Source organism: Wolbachia endosymbiont of Bemisia tabaci (genome assembly GCF_003999585.1).
In the GTDB taxonomy this organism is placed as follows: Bacteria; Pseudomonadota; Alphaproteobacteria; order Rickettsiales; family Anaplasmataceae; genus Wolbachia.
Genome location: NZ_CP016430.1, coordinates 200,630 through 219,502 on the forward strand (window position 1 = coordinate 200,630; position 18,873 = coordinate 219,502).

General features: G+C 33.9%; 16 protein-coding genes, 1 tRNA gene and 1 pseudogene. 6 read left to right on the forward strand and 12 right to left on the reverse strand.

The genetic code is table 11. The features are described from left to right. Positions 1-133: 133 nt before the first annotated feature. The 5 genes from BBB02_RS06310 to BBB02_RS00965 form a co-directional block, all read right to left on the reverse strand. Positions 134-592, reverse strand: coding sequence for a hypothetical protein (locus tag BBB02_RS06310; protein ID WP_245970149.1), 459 nt, complete (start codon positions 590-592; stop codon positions 134-136). Continuing rightward, positions 567-896 carry a hypothetical protein gene (locus BBB02_RS06315; protein ID WP_245970150.1) on the reverse strand — a complete coding sequence of 110 codons (330 nt, stop codon included), beginning with the start codon at positions 894-896 and terminating at the stop codon, positions 567-569. Before BBB02_RS06315 ends, BBB02_RS06310 begins: the two co-directional genes overlap by 26 nt. 511 nt (positions 897-1,407) lie before the next feature. Continuing rightward, positions 1,408-1,542: a hypothetical protein gene (locus BBB02_RS06630; RefSeq protein WP_256359535.1), complete on the reverse strand. Its 135-nt coding sequence runs from the start codon at positions 1,540-1,542 to the stop codon at positions 1,408-1,410. 339 nt (positions 1,543-1,881) lie between these two features. Next, a complete protein-coding gene (locus tag BBB02_RS00960; RefSeq protein ID WP_127463663.1) occupies positions 1,882-4,545 on the reverse strand; it encodes a 2-oxoglutarate dehydrogenase E1 component in 2,664 nt (887 codons plus the stop codon). Between the two features lie 101 nt (positions 4,546-4,646). Then, positions 4,647-5,096 carry a DnaJ domain-containing protein gene (locus BBB02_RS00965; protein ID WP_127463664.1) on the reverse strand — a complete coding sequence of 150 codons (450 nt, stop codon included), beginning with the start codon at positions 5,094-5,096 and terminating at the stop codon, positions 4,647-4,649. A 229-nt stretch (positions 5,097-5,325) separates the two neighbouring features. On the opposite strand from BBB02_RS00965, the gene BBB02_RS00970 reads away from it, so the two are divergent. Further along, complete coding sequence (locus tag BBB02_RS00970) at positions 5,326-6,741, forward strand: hypothetical protein (RefSeq protein ID WP_127463665.1); 1,416 nt, start codon at positions 5,326-5,328, stop codon at positions 6,739-6,741. Between the two features lie 7 nt (positions 6,742-6,748). Here BBB02_RS00970 and trpS read toward each other — a convergent pair whose 3' ends face one another. The 5 genes from trpS to BBB02_RS00995 form a co-directional block, all read right to left on the reverse strand. Beyond that, complete coding sequence (trpS, locus tag BBB02_RS00975; RefSeq protein WP_127463666.1) at positions 6,749-7,750, reverse strand: tryptophan--tRNA ligase; 1,002 nt, start codon at positions 7,748-7,750, stop codon at positions 6,749-6,751. Between the two features lie 15 nt (positions 7,751-7,765). Beyond that, positions 7,766-8,326, reverse strand: a complete 561-nt coding sequence (locus BBB02_RS00980) for a nucleotide exchange factor GrpE (RefSeq protein ID WP_127463667.1) — start codon at positions 8,324-8,326, stop codon at positions 7,766-7,768. 62 nt (positions 8,327-8,388) lie between these two features. Beyond that, the gene (locus tag BBB02_RS00985) at positions 8,389-9,375 is read right to left on the reverse strand and encodes a polyprenyl synthetase family protein (protein WP_127463668.1); all 987 of its coding nucleotides are present in this window, start codon (positions 9,373-9,375) and stop codon (positions 8,389-8,391) included. A 10-nt stretch (positions 9,376-9,385) separates the two neighbouring features. Next, on the reverse strand, positions 9,386-9,697 hold the full coding sequence (rpsP, locus tag BBB02_RS00990) for a 30S ribosomal protein S16 (RefSeq protein ID WP_127463669.1): 312 nt from the start codon (positions 9,695-9,697) through the stop codon (positions 9,386-9,388). 134 nt (positions 9,698-9,831) lie between these two features. Then, complete coding sequence (locus BBB02_RS00995) at positions 9,832-11,631, reverse strand: peptidylprolyl isomerase (protein ID WP_127463670.1); 1,800 nt, start codon at positions 11,629-11,631, stop codon at positions 9,832-9,834. A 189-nt stretch (positions 11,632-11,820) separates the two neighbouring features. Here BBB02_RS00995 and BBB02_RS01000 point away from each other — a divergent pair. The 3 genes and pseudogenes from BBB02_RS01000 (at position 11,821) to rho (ending at position 14,911) form a co-directional block, all read left to right on the forward strand. Continuing rightward, positions 11,821-12,595: pseudogene (locus tag BBB02_RS01000) on the forward strand (IS5 family transposase). Positions 12,596-12,709: 114 nt separating this feature from the next. Then, positions 12,710-13,315, forward strand: coding sequence for a cell cycle transcriptional regulator TrcR (locus tag BBB02_RS01005; protein WP_127463671.1), 606 nt, complete (start codon positions 12,710-12,712; stop codon positions 13,313-13,315). 189 nt (positions 13,316-13,504) lie between these two features. Continuing rightward, positions 13,505-14,911 carry a transcription termination factor Rho gene (gene rho / locus BBB02_RS01010; RefSeq protein WP_010402274.1) on the forward strand — a complete coding sequence of 469 codons (1,407 nt, stop codon included), beginning with the start codon at positions 13,505-13,507 and terminating at the stop codon, positions 14,909-14,911. A gap of 265 nt (positions 14,912-15,176) precedes the next feature. Here rho and guaB read toward each other — a convergent pair whose 3' ends face one another. After that, positions 15,177-16,664, reverse strand: a complete 1,488-nt coding sequence (guaB, locus tag BBB02_RS01015; protein ID WP_127463672.1) for an IMP dehydrogenase — start codon at positions 16,662-16,664, stop codon at positions 15,177-15,179. A 123-nt stretch (positions 16,665-16,787) separates the two neighbouring features. Further along, a complete protein-coding gene (rsmA, locus tag BBB02_RS01020) occupies positions 16,788-17,582 on the reverse strand; it encodes a 16S rRNA (adenine(1518)-N(6)/adenine(1519)-N(6))-dimethyltransferase RsmA (protein ID WP_127463673.1) in 795 nt (264 codons plus the stop codon). A 77-nt stretch (positions 17,583-17,659) separates the two neighbouring features. On the opposite strand from rsmA, the gene BBB02_RS01025 reads away from it, so the two are divergent. After that, a tRNA-Thr gene (locus BBB02_RS01025) sits at positions 17,660-17,732 on the forward strand. 24 nt (positions 17,733-17,756) lie between these two features. Beyond that, positions 17,757-18,467: a triosephosphate isomerase gene (locus BBB02_RS01030; RefSeq protein WP_127463674.1), complete on the forward strand. Its 711-nt coding sequence runs from the start codon at positions 17,757-17,759 to the stop codon at positions 18,465-18,467. Positions 18,468-18,873: the final 406 nt, after the last annotated feature.

Here is an 18,873-nt window from a genome sequence, read left to right on the forward strand (position 1 = left end):
TATATCTTGTATCAATTAATATTAATACTTAATATATCAACTATTTTAAGAAAAAAATGAAAATCTTAATAAAGATTATATTTTTTTAATACTGAAGCTCTATACTTAAATGAGCCTCAGTATATTTTAAAGCCTATCGTCCATTACAATGTTCCACACTCGAAATTTGAGGAAATTCTAAAGTAGTGCTTTCTTTTTCCTGTAAAATAGAAAGTTTTAACAACTCCTTTATAGCTATTTTTGCAAGTGTTTTATCATCTTTATTTAAGATTTTATCTAGCATGTTTTTTTTCTGTAAGCGACTAACATAATTTCTAGCTTCCTCATTCAGACCTTGTATTTTTTTAATACAAGACAATACTAAATCCGAATTCTTCATTACTAAAATCCCATCGAGGAAAATATCTAATTTTGTTTTATCTTTAGTTAAGTCTTTAACTAATTTATTTATGATATCATCATTGTCAAACAAAATGTACTCTAGATACGAGGCAGACTCAATAAGTATAAAGTCTTCTAAAGGTAATGATTCTAAACATTCGTCAACATCAGTAAGTATTCCAAACTCAGTAATGCACCCTTCTTTTCTCACAACATAGCACACGATACATTGATAACAAAGAAAAAAGACGTATTATACTTGTACCTCTATCTTTCATTTCCTCGAGAAGCTTTCTATCATTTATTAATTTGTGCAAAATGTAATCCGTAGCAGCACCTGGTTTGCGAAAACGAAACATATTATTTTCTGCAAAAATAGCCTCAGCTAATTCTATAGACTTTTTATCCTCATCTATAAAAGCCTTTTTGTCTCTATTTAACCGTATGATTTTAGCCTTGCTATTGCTGCGTAGTCTAGTTTGCCCTATTAGCCTCTCAAATATTTCTGTCTTCATATATATCTGATATTAATTAATATTAATATTAATATTAACTATATTAACTACTTTGAGAAAAATAAATGAAAATCTTAATAAATATTATACTTTTATAAAAAAATAAAAGTCTTTTTATATTTGTATGAGTATATAAGAGGTTTGATTGTTGTAAGTTATCTAGGTACCAGCGTCTAATTAATGAGCCTACTTGAAGCCGTTCGGTGTTTGCACTTTTACGATTTCTGCTTGATGCATCACTACTTCTGAAATAGCTGCAAGAAATTCCAAAATTGGAACTTACCATACCGAAGTAAAAAAAAATCAATCACATGTTTTCATAAAACGCTAAGAGTGAGAGTTTTAATAGAATCATAGGAATATAAGATTTCGTTTTTCCCATTTACTCGCCTGATCTCAATTCCACTGAACGCTATTGGTTTCAGATTAAGCACAATATTCGAAAATATATTCGCTGATTTTTCTGACTCCATTTATTTTATTCTTAAAAGTGCCTCTCTACCTTTACGTCTTAAGATTCAAGCCAGATGACCTCCATTATAGCAGCATTCATTGCATCCATACAAGCTTGGCATTCACTATCATTACATTCTCCTTTAAGCCTATCGTATTGGTTAAGTGTAATATTATCTTTATTATTTAGCATAACTGGGGTTTATGGTACCAGCAACAGAAGCACCTACAAGAGGTAAAATATTCTTTTTATTAAACTTGCCGTTACAATCTTTTAAAATATCAAACATAAACACTTCTCAATATGTATGATACTATATGCTTATTGCAGAATGTTCAATAACTAAATTGGAGATAATAAAAAATGGGCATAGAATATAACATGAAGTAAAATATATATATGTATGCTATAGTTTTGCTCGCCACAATCTTTTTTGTAATATGGGAAATTTTTTATTGCTATGAGTTATCTAGGTGCCAGCATCTAATTATATGAGCCTGCTTGAAGCTGTTTAGTATTTGCACAATTGTGCTAGATCTCATGCGCAACTTGCTTCAAAATTTCTGCTTGTTGTTGAGCATGGACATTAGCATAACCACATGCAGGAGATGCAGCAGCGGGTCTTGCAACACATTTAGGCCTTTTTGCTTGAGTGTCTAGATTAGATAGAACCTCTTCTATTAACGGATTAACAAAAAACCATCCTCCCATATTTTTTGGTTCCTCTTGACACCATATAATTTCAGCGTTCTTATATTTTTCGAGTTCTTTGTTTAGTTTATCGGCCGGGAATGGATAAAATTGTTCTAAACGCACTACTGCCATATCGTTTATTTTTTGTGCTTCAAGCATTTCAATTATGTCGTAATAAACTTTACCACTACATATTACAACTTTACGTATTTTATCACTTGCAACTAAACCTGTTCTACACTCTGGAATTACCGTAAGAAATTTTCCTTCAAAGTCAGAAAGGTTAGAAACTGCGCTTTTATGACGCAATAGTGATTTAGGTGTAAACACCACTAAAGGCTTACGAAAATCTCGATTAATTTGTCGGCGTAAAGCATGAAAATAATTCGCAGGAGTAGAGCAATTAACCACCTGCATATTATCCTCTGCACAGAGCTGCAAAAACCTCTCTATACGAGCAGAACTATGCTCAGGCCCCTGCCCTTCATAACCATGAGGCAAAAGTAGAACTAGACCACTTGACCGCAACCACTTTGTTTCTGCAGATGAGATAAATTGGTCGATCATAATTTGCGCGCCATTTGCAAAATCACCGAACTGCCCTTCCCAGAGCACAAGTGAATAAGGAGAATCAAGGCTATATCCATATTCAAAACCCATCACAGCATACTCAGATAGTGCGCTATCTATAACTTCAAAGTGAGCTTGCTTCTCACTTATGTTGTTTAGTGGAATAAACTCTTCCTCCGTTGCTTGATTGATAAGTCTTGAATGACGGTGCGAGAAGGTGCCGCGACCAGAATCTTGTCCTGACAAGCGCACTCCTATTCCTTCTGTAAGCAATGATGCGAATGCAAGACTTTCAGCAGTTGCCCAGTCTATGTTGCTACCGGAATTTATACTGTCTATTCTGCCATCAAGTATCCTTCTGACTTTATTATTGAGATTAAAACTACTTGGAATATTGCTATTTATGTGTACACCTAATTTTTTTAGCTCATCTGGTGAAACACCAGAGTCCGTATAATATTCACTCAAATCGTTCAACTTTGCTCTCCTGAGTTTTAACCACACTCCATCAAACCAGTCAGCTTTCTTCGGAGTATAAGTCGTTGACTCAGTAAGGCTTTTATCCAATCTTGTTCTAAATTCGCTGCGTAATTTACTTACTTCATCGCTACCTAGCACTTTCTCTGCAGTCAGCTTCTCTTCGTACAGCGTGCCTGGAGTTTTATGCCTTGATATTTCTTTATACATAAGTGGCTGAGTAAAATTTGGTTCATCACCTTCATTATGGCCATATTTGCGGTAGCATATTATGTCAATCACCATATCCTTTTTAAATTTCTGAACATACTCCATTGCCAAACTCGCGGCAAAACTCACGGCTTCTGGATTATCTCCATTAACATGAAATATTGGAGCTTCTATTGATTTTGCTACATCAGTACAATAAAAAGAAGAACGTGCACAACGAGGATTCGCAGTAAAACCAACTTGGTTATTGATGACAATATGCATGATACCACCAACTTTATAACCTTCAATGTTGCTCAAAGTCAGGGTTTCAGCAACCACTCCCTGCCCGATAAAAGCTGCATCACCATGAATTGATATTCCAAGCACAGATCTCGTATTTTGTTTTGCCCTTACTCTTCCAGCTAGAACAGGATTTATCGCCTCAAGGTGAGATGGGTTAGGACATAAACTTAAGTGTATTTTTTTACCACCAGCAAGTGCTCGATCAGAAGAGTAACCAAGGTGATATTTGACATCACCAGATACCTCAAGACCACTTGGGTATGCAAGATTGCCTTGAAATTCAGACAGCATTGCCGCATATTCTTTCCCCATAACTTTGGTTAGAACATTAAGCCGTCCTCGATGGGCCATACCAAGAACTATTTCTTCAATACCAAAAGCTGCAGAATCACTAATAACTCTTTCAATTGCAACAATAGCTGAATCCCCACCTTCGATAGAAAAACGCTTATATCCAGGAAATTTCATATGGAGAAATTGCTCGAACATCTCAGATTCAATCAAGTGCCTTAGTATTTCTTTTTTATCCTGAGGGCTTAGCGTATAGACCTGATTTTCAATTTTCTCCTGCAGCCACACTCTTTCCTCATAAGAGGAAATATGCATAAATTCAAACCCGATGTTCTTGCAGTAAATATCTCTATATATTTCAGCATCATGCGCTGGAGAGATATTCAAATATTTCTGATAATCTATTTCTTTATTTATATGCGGTGATAATGGATTTAAGTCCGCAAAAAAATGACCGTAAGATCTGAAGAAATTTGCTAAGCTAGAAATTGAATCATCCGACTTGACTGCGTGCTGTGCATTGCAGGCTTCCATTTTATTCATTTCTAAATTGCTTGAAAAAATCCTATTCCAACCCTCCCCGATTGATTTATCGCCCTGCAGATAACGGCTATACATTTCTTCTACAAATTCTGCATTATCACCATAAAGGCAGCTTAGACTTAGCATAATCACTACAAAAGATATCAAATACTTATAAGTATAACTTAAGTTTTTTAAAAAAGAACTTTTTTGATCTTTGTAGATTAAGCTAATGCATTACCGCTTTTTCAAGAATTGCCTTCAGCATTTAGCTCAACATTAGTTACTACTTTTTCAGTACTAACTTCATCAAAATTAGGAGAGGGCCATTTTGTTTGTGTATAGAACACATCATGTATAGACTTTGCAACAAGAAGAACTCCAATAAGCGCAACTGCTGCCACTCCTGCATAACATAAGAAAGAGGCATCACATGAAGAGTGAATCGCAAAAGCAATATAACCTGCTAGAACTGCAAGTGCGAACTGACCAAGTACACTGGATTTATCAATTCTTCCATACTCAACTAATAATTTTTCAATCTTACTCTTCGGTAAGAAGGTTGTTTCAATTTTAGCATGATGTTTATCAGGGTGATATTTGAGGGCTAATTTTCTATATTCTATTGTTATTTGCCTTTTATTAGGATTAGCACTATCACTAAAACCTAATATTTTTAAAGCTTCATTTTTATTCATATAACTACTCTCCCACTAAAATATTTTAAATTAAGTGTAATCAAAATTTTAAAAAAGTAAAGTTTTTATGCTGGACTGGACCTGTTGCACAACAAATAGGGCCGTTTAAAAGTCTGATTCGCACATTAAGGAACGCAAGCGTTTATGAGTCAGAGGATAAGTCATATAACATTTACTCGGTCTTAATACTTTGAATTTATATTTGAGTAAACGATAAACAGTAATTGGTATGAGTGATCTATTTAAAAGTGACAATTATGATAAAAATCTCAATTCTTTGATAAGAGTCATAAAGCTGAAGGATACAAAAAAAATTAATGAACAATATGATGAAACACTGAAAGATTTATCTCAAGCTCTGAAGAATTTTACAAACAATGCAAAAGATGTAGCCAAATTTGTTATATATAGCGACTTGAATAATTATGTAGAACCTTTGAGCACAAAGCCACTCGGTTTTATTGGAACATTAAAAGGGATATTAGATAGAGTCTTGGGAAAAGATATTCCAGCTAATGATAATGACATAAAAAATTTTGTTGGTGATGAATTATCAGGTTTCACTATAGAAAAAGCAGCCGAATACACAAATATTTTAAGTACAATTAATCTATTCAAGAAAGGACTTAAAGAAATTTTAGATTCGAAGCAGAGTGGAAAAGACAATAAAGAACATAAATCATACGAAGTAAGCACGGAAAATAAAACGACATCAAAGCAGAAGGAAGATACTCCTAAGCTGCAAGAAGGAAAACAGCCGGTAGGAAAATTAGTTATGAAGAGAATAAAACGGCCAACAACAGCACCTCCGCCACCTCCTATTGTTCCGAATGAGCTTAAACCTGAGCCTCAAGAAAAGGTTTCTACTACTGAGAAGAAGAAGGTACGCTTTAAATCAGAACCAGAAATTATATCTTTTGATGATTCAGGATATGAAAGTTCATTAAGTGAAGAGTCTGGACATGAGGAAATATCAAATTATCAAGAGAAAAAGAGTAAAGCGTCAACGAAAGATTCGCGGCACTCAAAGTTGCCTAAAGAGGAGCCAATTCACAAAACGAAACCTAAGAAAAATTCAGGAACAAGAAGAGGATACAAAAAGAGACAGGCTCCAGAGCCACCAGCGCTAAACGCTACCAATCAAGAAATTAGGCAAGAAACTAAAGAAGATAAATCTGAAATACTGTCAAATCCTAAAAGGCTAGATATTGTTGATCAACAAGTGAGTACGAAACCAATAATAGTAGAAGTGACTTTGCAAAAATCAGCTGAAAGTAAACCAATCCTGAAAAAATCTGCTGATAAAGCAGCATCAGAAGTAAAAGTGGTTATTATAAAAGAAAAAGTAAATAGCAAGAAGGACGGTAGAGTAAAGTCAATAGTAGGAAAATTTGAGCAAAATCAAGTTGCTAAGAGCAAAGCCACCCCTGCAACACAAGCAGATATCGGTATGAAGAAAGATCCTGCACCATCGCAAAAAACTGCCTCCCAATCTCACTCATTTCCGGTAGGAAATAAAAGATCTAAAATGAACCCCATAACAGCAAAGTCCGATTCTAAACTTCCGGTTAGTAAAAAACCTCTTCTCACTCATGTTAGTGTAAAGAAAATAGCTGCACGATTTGAAAGCCATGGGAAGAAATAGCTGTAACCTATTGAACAAACCCTATAATATCCTTGATCTTTTTTATATTGTTATTTGCAATCTCTGCTGCTTTTTCTGTACCTTGTTTTAATATTTTATGTAAATGATGGAGCTGGTCCTTTAAAAGATCGTTCATCCTCTCACGTATAGGTGATACAACACTGATGATTAAATCAGCCAACTCTTTTTTAAAGTGTTTCATATCATGTTTATTCACTTCTTCACACACTTTTTCCACATTTAAATCACTAAGCACTGAATAAATGTTTACCAAATTGTTTACTTCTGGACGGCACTTTAAAGTAGCAAAATCAAAACCTAGCATTGAGTCTGTTTTTGCTTTCCCTATTTTTTTAACGATTAAATCATCTGTGTCGTCAAGGTTAATGCACGAATATTCTGAAGGGTCAGATTTACTCATTTTGCTTGTACCATCTCTTAAGCTCATTATTCTTGATGTGCAATCCAAAGTTAAGATTTCAGGTATGATGAAATGACTACATTTATAATGATTGTTAAAAGCTGATGCAATATCACGTGCAAGTTCTAAATGCTGTTTTTGATCATCGCCGACAGGAACATATTTAGTTTGATACAGTAATATATCCGCAGCCATAAGTACTGGGTAGCTATATAACCCAAGAGAAGCTTTTTGTTTATCGCTTCCAGCCTTATCTTTAAATTGAGTCATACGATTAAGCCAACCAATTGGTGTATAGCACCCTAGAAGGCAGCCCAATTCTGCATGACCACTAACTGCGGATTGATTGAAAATAATCGACTTTTCCGGATCTATTCCACATGCAATATAAGTTGCTGCTGCTTTAAAAATATTATTTTTTAATTCATTTGCGGGAAGCTTATTTGCTGTGATTGCATGCAGATCAACAACACAAAAAAGAGATTTATATTTATCCTGCAAGCCTATCCACTGCTTAATTGCACCAAGATAATTGCCCAAGTGTAATACTCCGCTTGGCTGAATACCTGAGAAGACAACTTCTTCCATACCTTGAGTGTTTTATTAGTTACTTTCGCAATCAGCAGATTTTTTAGAAAGAATAACCATTGCAGGACGAAGCAACCTATTTTTAATTGTATAACCAGTTTGTAGTACTTCTACAATAGTGCCAGGCTCTTTTTCATTATCTTCTCTTTCCACAACAGCTTGATGTAAATTGCTGTCAAAAGAGTTACCTATTGGATCTATTTCTTCTATTCCATGTTTTTTTAGATCACTCACAATCTTTTGGTGCGCCACTTTTATTCCTTCATGAATAGGATCATCATCTTTCAAGTTTTCCATTGCTTTTTTTAAATTGTCACAAGAGTCGATCATATCACGTGCAAATTTTGTGACTGCATAATCACTTGCATCGCTAATTTGCTTTTGCATTATACGTTTAACGTTTTCATTATCCGCAACAGCACGACGTAAATGATCTTTAAGCTGAACTGCACGTTCTTTTAATATATTAAGCTCTTCACTTAAATCACCTGTTTGCTGATCTTCTTGATCATCCCCTTTTCGTTTACTGACCATATCTGCAAATTTCTTTTTTTTCCCTTTATTACTATCTGACATATCATTCACCCTTACAAACTTAATAAATATATAACAATCAATCTAAAAATATCAAGTGTTAGCTATCCTTGTCTTTCTATGCTTGCATTTAAAAAGTCAATCAAAGCAGTTTTATAAAGAGAATCAGAAAAAGTATCAATATTACTTTGCGCCATATTAATATAGTGTTTAGCTTCTTCCATAGAAACATGAATGGCATTATGATGATTAATATATTGTAATGCTTGGTCAAAATTGTGTCTAGCTGAAGAGAAAGATTTCTCCCAGAATTTTTGTTCTGATGGGCTGCCTTTTTCATATGCTATAATAGAAGGTAAAGTAACTTTACCTTCAAAGAAATCTTTTCCAAGTTGCTTTCCTAAAGTGCCTTGATTAGCAGTATAATCTAGCACGTCATCAATTATTTGGAATGCCATACCAAAATTAAACCCGAAATTCCTTAGCCTCTCTGTTTCTTCACTTGTGGCTCCAGATACTACTGATGCAGCCTCGCAGCATGCAGAAAATAAAGATGCTGTCTTTTCTCCAATGATATTAAAATAATTTTTCCTAATTGTGTTAGGGTCAAAACGCGTTGTCATCTGCTTTATCTCACCCTTGACAAGCAAATTAGATGCCTTAGATAAAATAGAGAGAACACTTAAATTCCCACAGTCTATAAGCCATCTAAATGCTAAGGTCAATAATAGATCACCAACTAAAATACTTGATTTATTCCCCCAAATTTTATTTGCTGTTGCAACTCCATGGCGTGCCTTACTTTCATCAAGCACATCATCATGAAGTAAAGTAGCGTTGTGTATAAATTCTACCGATGCAGCAATGTTGACCTTACTCTCTCCAGAGTAATTCAGCATTTTACAAATAATAAAAATGAGCTTAGGCCTTATCTTTTTTCCTCCTGAATTAATAAGATGAGATGTAATATCGGTAGCAAGCTTAGTACCTTCATCATTGACATTTTTGAAGATAAAGCCATTCATAGCCAATAAATCAGAAGATACAATATCATCTAATTTACTACTTTTTGTTAAATCAATGTTTAGCATTTAAGAGGACTTATGCTTCTTGCCCTTGTACTTTCTCAACTTTTTTCTTTTCTATTTTTTTCGATTCTGTTTCTAAATCTACTATGCTTTTAATGAACCACAGTACCCTTTCAGTTGCCTGCGCCCCCACACTTAGCCAATGTTTTAACCTATCAGCTTTTACCACAACACGATTTTTATTGTCTTTTGGCAACATTGGATCATATTGTCCTATTCTCTCAATAAAGCGCCCATCTCTTGGTGCTCGTGAGTCGGCTATAACTATCCTATAAAAAGGACGCTTCTTTGCCCCAAACCTTGCTAACCTTATTTTAACTGCCATGTCAACCTTTATTCATATATTAATTACAATTTAAATACAATAAACAGCTCAAGTCAAACTAATTGTACCTCTTTTACCTAAAAATACAATATAGCCCCCTCCAATCACTCATAAAAGGAAGATAATAAACTTTTTTATATATCATCAATCATAGCATGATTAACTTCTACTCTATACTTTGATTTTAGATAGCTAATTAACTGTTCCTTTAGCGATATCATCACACGTTTTCCGGTGTCAAGCATGTTTAATTTACCATTTGATGAATGCATTTGTTTTAGAACGCCTATTATAATTTCATTATTGTATTGAATAGGATCTGTTACCGAATTAGTTGTTTTCATATTGAAAATCTCTTCTATGAAAGAAAAAGGGTAGTTTTGTTCATTGCGTTGTATTTGCTGGCCTTTAACCAATTTTATACCTTGCATTTCTTCCAAATCTGTCTTTTCTCTTAGTTGAACTGCTACTTCTTGTCCCATTTTAAACATTCTTTCTTTTATAAATTCACTACGCCAAAGCTTTATGGCTGATTCCCTACTTTCTTCAAAATTTTGTAATTTAAGAGGAACGATATCACTGATTTTTACACCAACAATAGTATCTCCAACACCCTTAAAATAATTCTTCTGATCTTTCTCGCGTGAAAAAATGAAAGAAATGAAATCACTGGAATTTCCTACTTCATTACCACTTTGGTCTTTTCCACTAGCATCTACTGGACCAATGGTTTGTATAGGTAAATTGTAATTATTGGAGATTTCTTCAATCGTTGCACCATTGTATATCTTATAATTCACTTGATTTATGAAATCATTGACTTTTTCAAAAGACTTTTGATTGGTTAAAACTGACCTTATGTCTTTTTTTAAATCAACCAAGTCTTCATCAGAGATTTGATGTATGCTTTCTACCTTTATTACGTGCCATCCAAAATTGCTTGTTAAAACTTCACTTACTTCACCTGTTTTGAGAGCAAATACCTTTTCTCTCATATTTTCAGGTAAGAAATCCTTAGTTATATTATTTACTCTGGTTTCATCGAGTTTCACTTTATTAAACTCTTCTATTATTTGTTCAAAGCTTGCTTTACTTTCTTCAAGTTCTCTTCTTGCTATTTCAGCTTTTTCTTTGGTAGGAAATATCACATTGAATATGTCTCTTTGATTTTTAAGTTCCTGATGTTCTATTATACTATCAACCTCTTCATCTGAAATTCTGATTTGATCTTCAAAATATTTTTGATCCAGAGAAATGTATTGCGCAGTTCGATACTCAGGGTAATAAAAATTGGACTTATTTCTTTCATACAAATCAAGTAAGGCTTGATCATCTGGTTCAGGAACGTCTGTAATTGCATCCTCAGTTATTTTAACAATATCAATCACTCTAGTTTGGTAGCGATTTTTGTATATCTGCTCATCAACACTCTCACCAAAAGTTACCGGATAATTATCTTTAAATAACGAAGTCATGAACATCATTGCAGGCAGGATTTTCTCTAGCTTTTCTATATATTCCTTTTCTGTTATATACAGGCTATTTAGAGTTTGATGAAACTTATTATGGTCAAATTCTCCTTTATCGTCCTGAAAGTACTTGGTATTTTTTATATGGCTTTTGATAGATTCTTCTCCAACTTTTAATCCAAGTTCGCTAATTAGGTTAAACAATAGTTTTTGCTCTATAAGTGCGTTAAGTAAATCATATTTCAGCTTTTTTACTTGTTCTTTACTTACATCAGATCCAGAAATTTGCTTTTCATAATTTTGATATAGTAATTTATATTCATCTGATGTTATAACTTCCTTTCCTACTTTAGCTAATTCTTTCCTTTCATCACCATTTGATAAAAGATTGCCAATCCCCATAAAGATTAATAAGCAAACTAAAAGGAGAACGATTGCCTTGGTAAAAAAATTTCTAATACTCATTGTAAACTCAGTTAACTAACACTTAAATTTAGAATAGCAATAATTTAATCTTTGTAAATCTATTAACAAATTAGCTAATATATGTAATATTGTAATGTATTAAATTGAATGGAAGCTTATATTAACCTAAGAGCCTGTAAGTGATCTCTGAATATGGTAAGATGAGGTATAGTTGACATGAGGTAAAGTATGAGGAATACATATCCAAGTGACATAAGTTGTGAAAAATTCGAAAAGATTAGACTAATTTTAGAAAGCGTGCGAAAGAAAACAAAGCCAAGAAGATTAGGTTTGTATGAGTTATTTTGTGATGTGCTTTATGTACTAAAAAGTGGCTGTCAATGGCGAATGCTTCCAAAAGAGTTTCCAAGATGGCGAAATTGTTACGATTACTTTAAGAAATGGAGTAAAAAAACGAATGAAGATAGGGAAAGTGTTCTAGAAATTGTCTTAAAAAAATTGGTTGGAGAGAACAGTGGTCGGAATACCAAAACAAGCTTCTGCATCATTGATGCCCAAAGTGTAAAAAATACCGATACTGCTGAAGAAAAAGGTTATGATGCTGGCAAGAAAATTTCAGTAATAAAGTGTCATATCGCAGTTGATACACAAGGTTTGACACACGCAATTCATATAACAACGGCAGAAATAACTGATCGTAGCAGTGCTTTGACAATGGTTAAAAATGCTAAAGAAAGTCTCTCTGAAGTTAAAAACATACTGGTTGATGCAGGCTACACTGGAGAAAATTTTGCAACACAGATGAAAGTAACTATTGGTGCAACTGTTTAGGTGAAGCGAATTACACACCTTTGCTGTATTGCCAAAAAGATGGGTTGTTGAGAGATCTTTTGCCTAGTTGGAAAAATGTAGGCAACTTTGGAAAAATTGCGAGCGTAAACTTAATACTAGCCTACAAATGGTTGTTCTTGCTTTTACTTCTTTTCTTCTCAAAAGATTATGAACAGGTTCTAAGAGATAAGAAATATAAACCAAAAAGCCATTGGATGACAAAGTTAATGCTTTTTTAGTTTTAATGGTTTATATTTTATTTCTATAACAGTAAAGGAATATTAAAATGGGAGATGGTTTTTCAATGTTAATGGAATCTTCTAAAGACAATAAAGATAGAAATGAACAATTTCTCATGCAAGTAGCTGCTTGGTTGGTTGATAACACTAGCTTAACTTTTGATCAAATAGCACAATGTTGCAAGTTATCCCTTGAAAAAGTACAAGACATAGCTGATGAGGAAATAGAAGTTGAAAAGTATGACCCTATTATTTCTGAAATAATTACTGAAAAAGAAATCGATAATTGCAAAAGAAATCCAAATCGTGTACCAAATTTGATTATAAAAAATATAAAAAAAAGGGCAAAGACGATTAACTTTCTTGCCTGTGCTTCCACAGCAAGGCGTAGAGATAAACCTAATGCGATTTATTATTTGGTAAAAAAATTTCCTATCTTGAACAATAATGTGATAGCTAAGCTAGTTAGTACAACAAATTACACAGTTGAGCAGGTAAGAGATAGATCTCATCATAACATACTCAATATCAAACCTCAAGATCCTGTACTACTTGGTTTATGTAGCCAGGAAAATTTAGAAGCGGAAGTAGAAAAAGCGAAAGTAGAAGAAGAGAAGAAACAAAGATTAAAAAATATAAATAATAGCTATTGATGATTCTCAAATTCTTGTACTTTGTTAATATTAAATTGACTTGTTAGTTTTTATCAGTATAGTGTAAGTAAAGTATCTAGTTTAATAATAATTAAGTCTAAATACGCACTAAAAACTAGCTCAGCCTAATTTATTGTTTTATATTCACATTTTAGGTTAGTAAGCATCAATTAAAATTTTTGGAGGATTATGACAACAATCAATGAAGATGTCTTAGCAAAAGGAGAGGTTGTAGGTCAACCTGAAAAAAGCGAACAAATTCATAATGCTGACGCAGTAAAACAAATGACCAGTGAAGGTGCTGAAAAAAACAAGAAAACATTGGACCTGAGCGAATTGAAAGAGAAAACAGCAGAAGAATTGTTAGAACTAGCTGAAGAAAGAAAAATTTCAACTAGTGGTAAAGGCAATGGCAGGATGCTAAAACAGGAAATGATATTCAGTTTAATGAAGAAAATGAGCGAAGAAGGAGGAATAACCACAGGAAGTGGAGTAGTGGAAATATTGCCTGATGGTTTTGGTTTCTTACGTTCATCAAGTGCAAATTATGCTCCAAGTACCGATGATGTTTATATTTCCAATGGCCAAATAAAGAAGTTTAATTTACGTACAGGAGATATGGCATGTGGAGAAATAAGGCCACCTGGTGATAAAGAAAGATATTTTACTTTAACTAAGGTTCAAAGTATAAACTCTACTGAAATCAGTGAATTAAGAAAGTACGTCCATTTTGATAATTTGCTTCCGCTTTATCCTGAAAAAAGCCTCATCCTTGAAAACAACAGTAGCGGAGATAATAAAAAAGATATAAACATGCGTGCTGTAGATATAGTTACACCTCTTGGAAAAGGACAAAGAGCATTGATAGTTGCTCCACCTCGTACAGGAAAAACGATATTGCTTCAGCAAATGGCTCACTCTATAGCTACAAATCATCCTGAAATAGAACTAATAGTATTACTTATAGATGAAAGACCCGAAGAGGTGACAGATATGATACGCTCTGTAAAGGGTGAAGTGGTAAGCTCTACATTTGATGAACCTGCCTACCGTCATGTCCAACTTGCTGAAATAGTAATAGAAAAAGCTAAAAGAATGGTTGAACACAAAAAAGATGTAGTGATTTTGCTTGATTCTATAACTCGCCTTGCACGTGCTTATAATGCAGTCATTCCTTCGTCTGGAAAGGTTCTAACCGGTGGTGTAGATTCAAATGCGCTGCAAAGACCAAAACGCTTTTTTGGAGCAGCTCGTAATATTGAAAATGGTGGTTCTTTGACAATCATCGCTACAGCCCTTATAGAAACTGGTTCAAAAATGGATGATGTTATTTTTGAAGAGTTTAAAGGCACAGGTAATGCTGAAATTATACTAGATAGAAAACTTGCTGATAAACGTATATTCCCTGCTATTGATATTACAAAATCCGGAACAAGGAAGGAAGAGCTATTAGTTGATAAGGCCATACTAAATAAAATATGGGTATTGCGTAGGATACTTAACCCTATGGGATCTGTTGAAGCAATGGAGTTTTTACGTGATAAACTACTTTTAACAAAGAGCAATGCTGACTTTTTTAACTCCATGAATCACTAAAAGTAAGCCTATTATGATGGAGCAAAAAAGCAAAGCTCTCTTATAGCTAAAATAATTTGGATTTATCAAAATATATTAAGCTGGCAATCTACCTTAAGTTGCTATTCCAACTTATAGCACTGATTTTGATCAAAAATTTTATGTAGTCAGTTTATTTATAATCGATTTTCCAGTGTCAGCCAATTAGATGACATCTTTTTGACTCTTAATATTAATATCAATTGTGTACCAGTGTTGACATGACCCACTCAAAAGGGGATTGTATTTACTCTGAATCAGATGATAAATTAGATGCTTGGTAAGCGTAATTTGGAGCTTCCTGTGTAATGATTATATCATGAGCATGACTTTCTCTTAACCCTGATGAAGTAATAGTGACAAATTTGCAGTTTTTTTTCATCTCTTCTATGTTACGGTTGCCAGTGTAACCCATTGCAGCTTGCAACCCACCAATTAACTGACAGATCACTCCTGAAGCTGGACCTTTAAAAGGAACTCTTGCTTCTACTCCTTGTGGGACTAAATCAAGTTTTGAATCTTGAAAATAACGGCTAGCTGACCCTCGTTTCATTGCACTAATAGATCCCATTCCTCGATATTCCTTATATGCTCTACCCTTATACATGATAATCTCACCTGGGCTTTCCTCAGTACCAGCAAAGATTGAACCTATCATCACAGTATCAGCACCAGCTGCAATAGCTTTTGCAACATCTCCCGAATATTTTATTCCACCATCAGCAATTAGTCTGACGTTTTTTGTTTTACAAACCTCTGCAATATTCTTGATCGCAGAGAATTGTGGCATACCAACGCCTGTAACTATTCTGGTAGTACAAATTGATCCTGGCCCTATTCCAACTTTCACTGCATCAACACCAGCATCAATTAACGCTTCGGCAGCCTCCTTTGTTGTAATATTTCCGCCGATTAGTTGCGTATTCGGATACATCTTTTTTATTTCCTTAATGGTGCTGATAACGTTCTCGGAATGACCGTGAGCGGTATCTACAATAACCACATCAACTTCTTCTTTGACCAAAGCTTCACATCTTTCTATACCGTCTTTTTTACCAGTACCAATTGCAGCGGCAACTCTGAGTCGACCTTTACTGTCTTTACATGAATTTGGATATCTATTGTATTTTTCGATGTCTTTAACTGTGATTAGACCTATGCAACAAGAATTTTCATCAACAACCAAAAGCTTCTCTATTCTATTTGCATGCAACAATTTCATTGCTGAGGCGCTGTTTACTGCCTGCTCTCGAACTGTTACTAACTTATCTTTTGTCATTACCTCGGAAACTTTTACATTCATGTTCTGGTCTTCAATAAACCTCACATCTCGATTAGTTAAAATTCCCACTAACTTGCGTTGATCAACTACAGGAATGCCGGAATAATTATACTCTCTCATTAATGAAACTGCTTCTGCAACCGTTTTATCTGGGGAAATTGTAATTGGGTTATACACGATCCAGCTTTCATATTTTTTCACCCTTCTTACTTCTAACACTTGTTCATCTATTGATAAATTCTTATGTATGCAACCTATTCCACCATGTTGGGCAATAGCTATTGCAAAGCCTGATTCAGTGACAGTGTCCATTGCAGAGGATATGAGAGGGATATTTAGTTCTATATTATTTGTTAGATAAGTTCTTGTGTCTGCATCACGAGGCAATACATCAGAATAGGCCGGTAAGAGAAGTACATCGTCAAACGAATAACAAGCTTCCATTTTTTTCATATGCTTTATTTAAAGCTTATACGCCAATTAATGAAATTGCAATAGAGCTTTTGCGAAATTAGCCTGGCTCCAGCTATTTTTAGATCAAAATAGGATAGAAGAGGGATGTAGCTCCTAATATATTTATCGCAAAATTACATTATTTGCTAGCAAACAGAATTGCTCAATAGTTAAGCTTTCTGGACGTTCGTCTCCACTCAGTTTAGCATTCTCAAGAGTAGTTGAGACATCACTAGTTATACTTTGCAAGCTATTTCTCAGCATCTTTCTTCTTTGAGCGAACACAGCACGTGTTATCTTTGTTAAGGTTTCTAAATTTACTGCAAATCTTGGAGTGGGTAAAGGTTTTACTGTAATTACTGAAGAATATACTTTTGGTCTTGGAAAAAATTCCTTAGGTTCAATATCAAATTCCTTTTTTATGTCGCATAGTAACTGGCTTAGCACTGATAGGGAACCATAATCTTTAGAATTAGGTTCTGCTGTAATACGCTCTGCTACCTCCTTTTGGAACATTAACGTCAAATTCATAAAAAATTTTATATTATTTAACCACTTTAAAAATAACGCTACTGAGATATTGTAAGGCAAGTTAGCAATGACTTTGACTGGACATTCTACCAGCTCTTTTTCTACAACATTAAGTGCATCTGCTTCTATAATTCTATATTTTCCCTGATGCTCATTTAGCAATTGTTCGTGATGTTTCACTAAACTACTATCTTTTTCTATAGAAAGTAGAAACTTTGGATTATATGCCAATATTTCTCTTGTTAACGCACCATACCCAGGACCAATTTCAATAACATTAAAATCTTTCAGGCTACCAGCTAAGGCAACTATTCTTTTTATTATCTCATTCGATAAAATAAAATTTTGCCCTAGACTCTTTTTTGGCTTCAGTAAAAATTTTTTCATATGATCTTAGTATGCAGTATTTTAAAAATTAGTTGACGAAAATTCATCAATAATTGTATATTGTCAGTGTATTTAATGCCGGCTTAGCTCAATTGGTAGAGCAACTGACTTGTAATCAGTAGGTTGTCAGTTCAAGTCCGACAGCCGGCACTCTTATCCATACAAGTAAAGTTGATGTCTTTTTTAATAGTAGCAAATTGGAAAATGAATGGAACACGTTCTTCATTTGTTAACTTTATAGGCAAACTTAACAATAAGAGCAACGAGATTACCTCTAAATTAGTAATTTGCCCTCCTTTTACATCATTTCCAAGCAATATAGAGTTGAACAACAATATTAAAATAGGAGGACAGAATTGCCATCATAAAGAGTTCGGTTCTTACACAGGTGAAATTAGTGCAGGAATGTTGAAGGAAATAGGATGTAGTTACGTAATACTTGGACATTCTGAAAGGGCTCATGAAAAAGATAGTGAAATAAAACTTAAATCGAAAACAGCAATAGAATCAGGATTACACCCAATCATCTGTGTAGGTGAAAACTCAGAAGATTATAAAAATAAAAAAACAAAAGAAGTAATAGAATATCAATGCAAAAACCGTTTGCCAACACAAGGTGAATATACCATAGCATACGAACCGATATGGGCAATAGGAACAGGAAATGTCCCAAATAATGACGCAATTGCTGAGGTGATAGAGATAATAAAATTGTGTACTGGTAAAAAACACATTATATATGGTGGCTCAGTCAGCTCAGAAAATATAGGAAACTTGCTCAGTATTCCAAATCTATTGGGAGTTTTAATTGGTAGTGCAAGCTTAGATTTTGATCACTTTTATCAAATTATACAACAAGTCAAGAAAAAATTTTCTCTTAATTAATTCTAAAGGATAAATACTCTTATTGTCATGACAAAGGAGTTAACAATGTTACAAAAAATAATATCATAGAATTCAGTAGGGTAATTCCTAGAAAACCCCTACATACTAAAAAAAGCAAAATGCTGTTAAAATGAGCTTAAGAATAAATAGCAAACATCTAACATAACAATTCTATTTGTAAATCAGGTGAGACTTATCCTATAGAAAGCTTTCGAACTACGCAAGCGTATCTTTTGCTTTTAGTATTTCTTTAAACCTGCTGCAAAAGAGTAGGAATGGTTATAAAATAGGGAGGTATAGCAAGAGAATAGAGAGGGAAGATGAGCTTAAACTACCATAATCTAAAAGAACATCCGAGAAATTTTCGAGATGTAACAGGTTTGAAAATAGAAGAATTCGAAAAGGT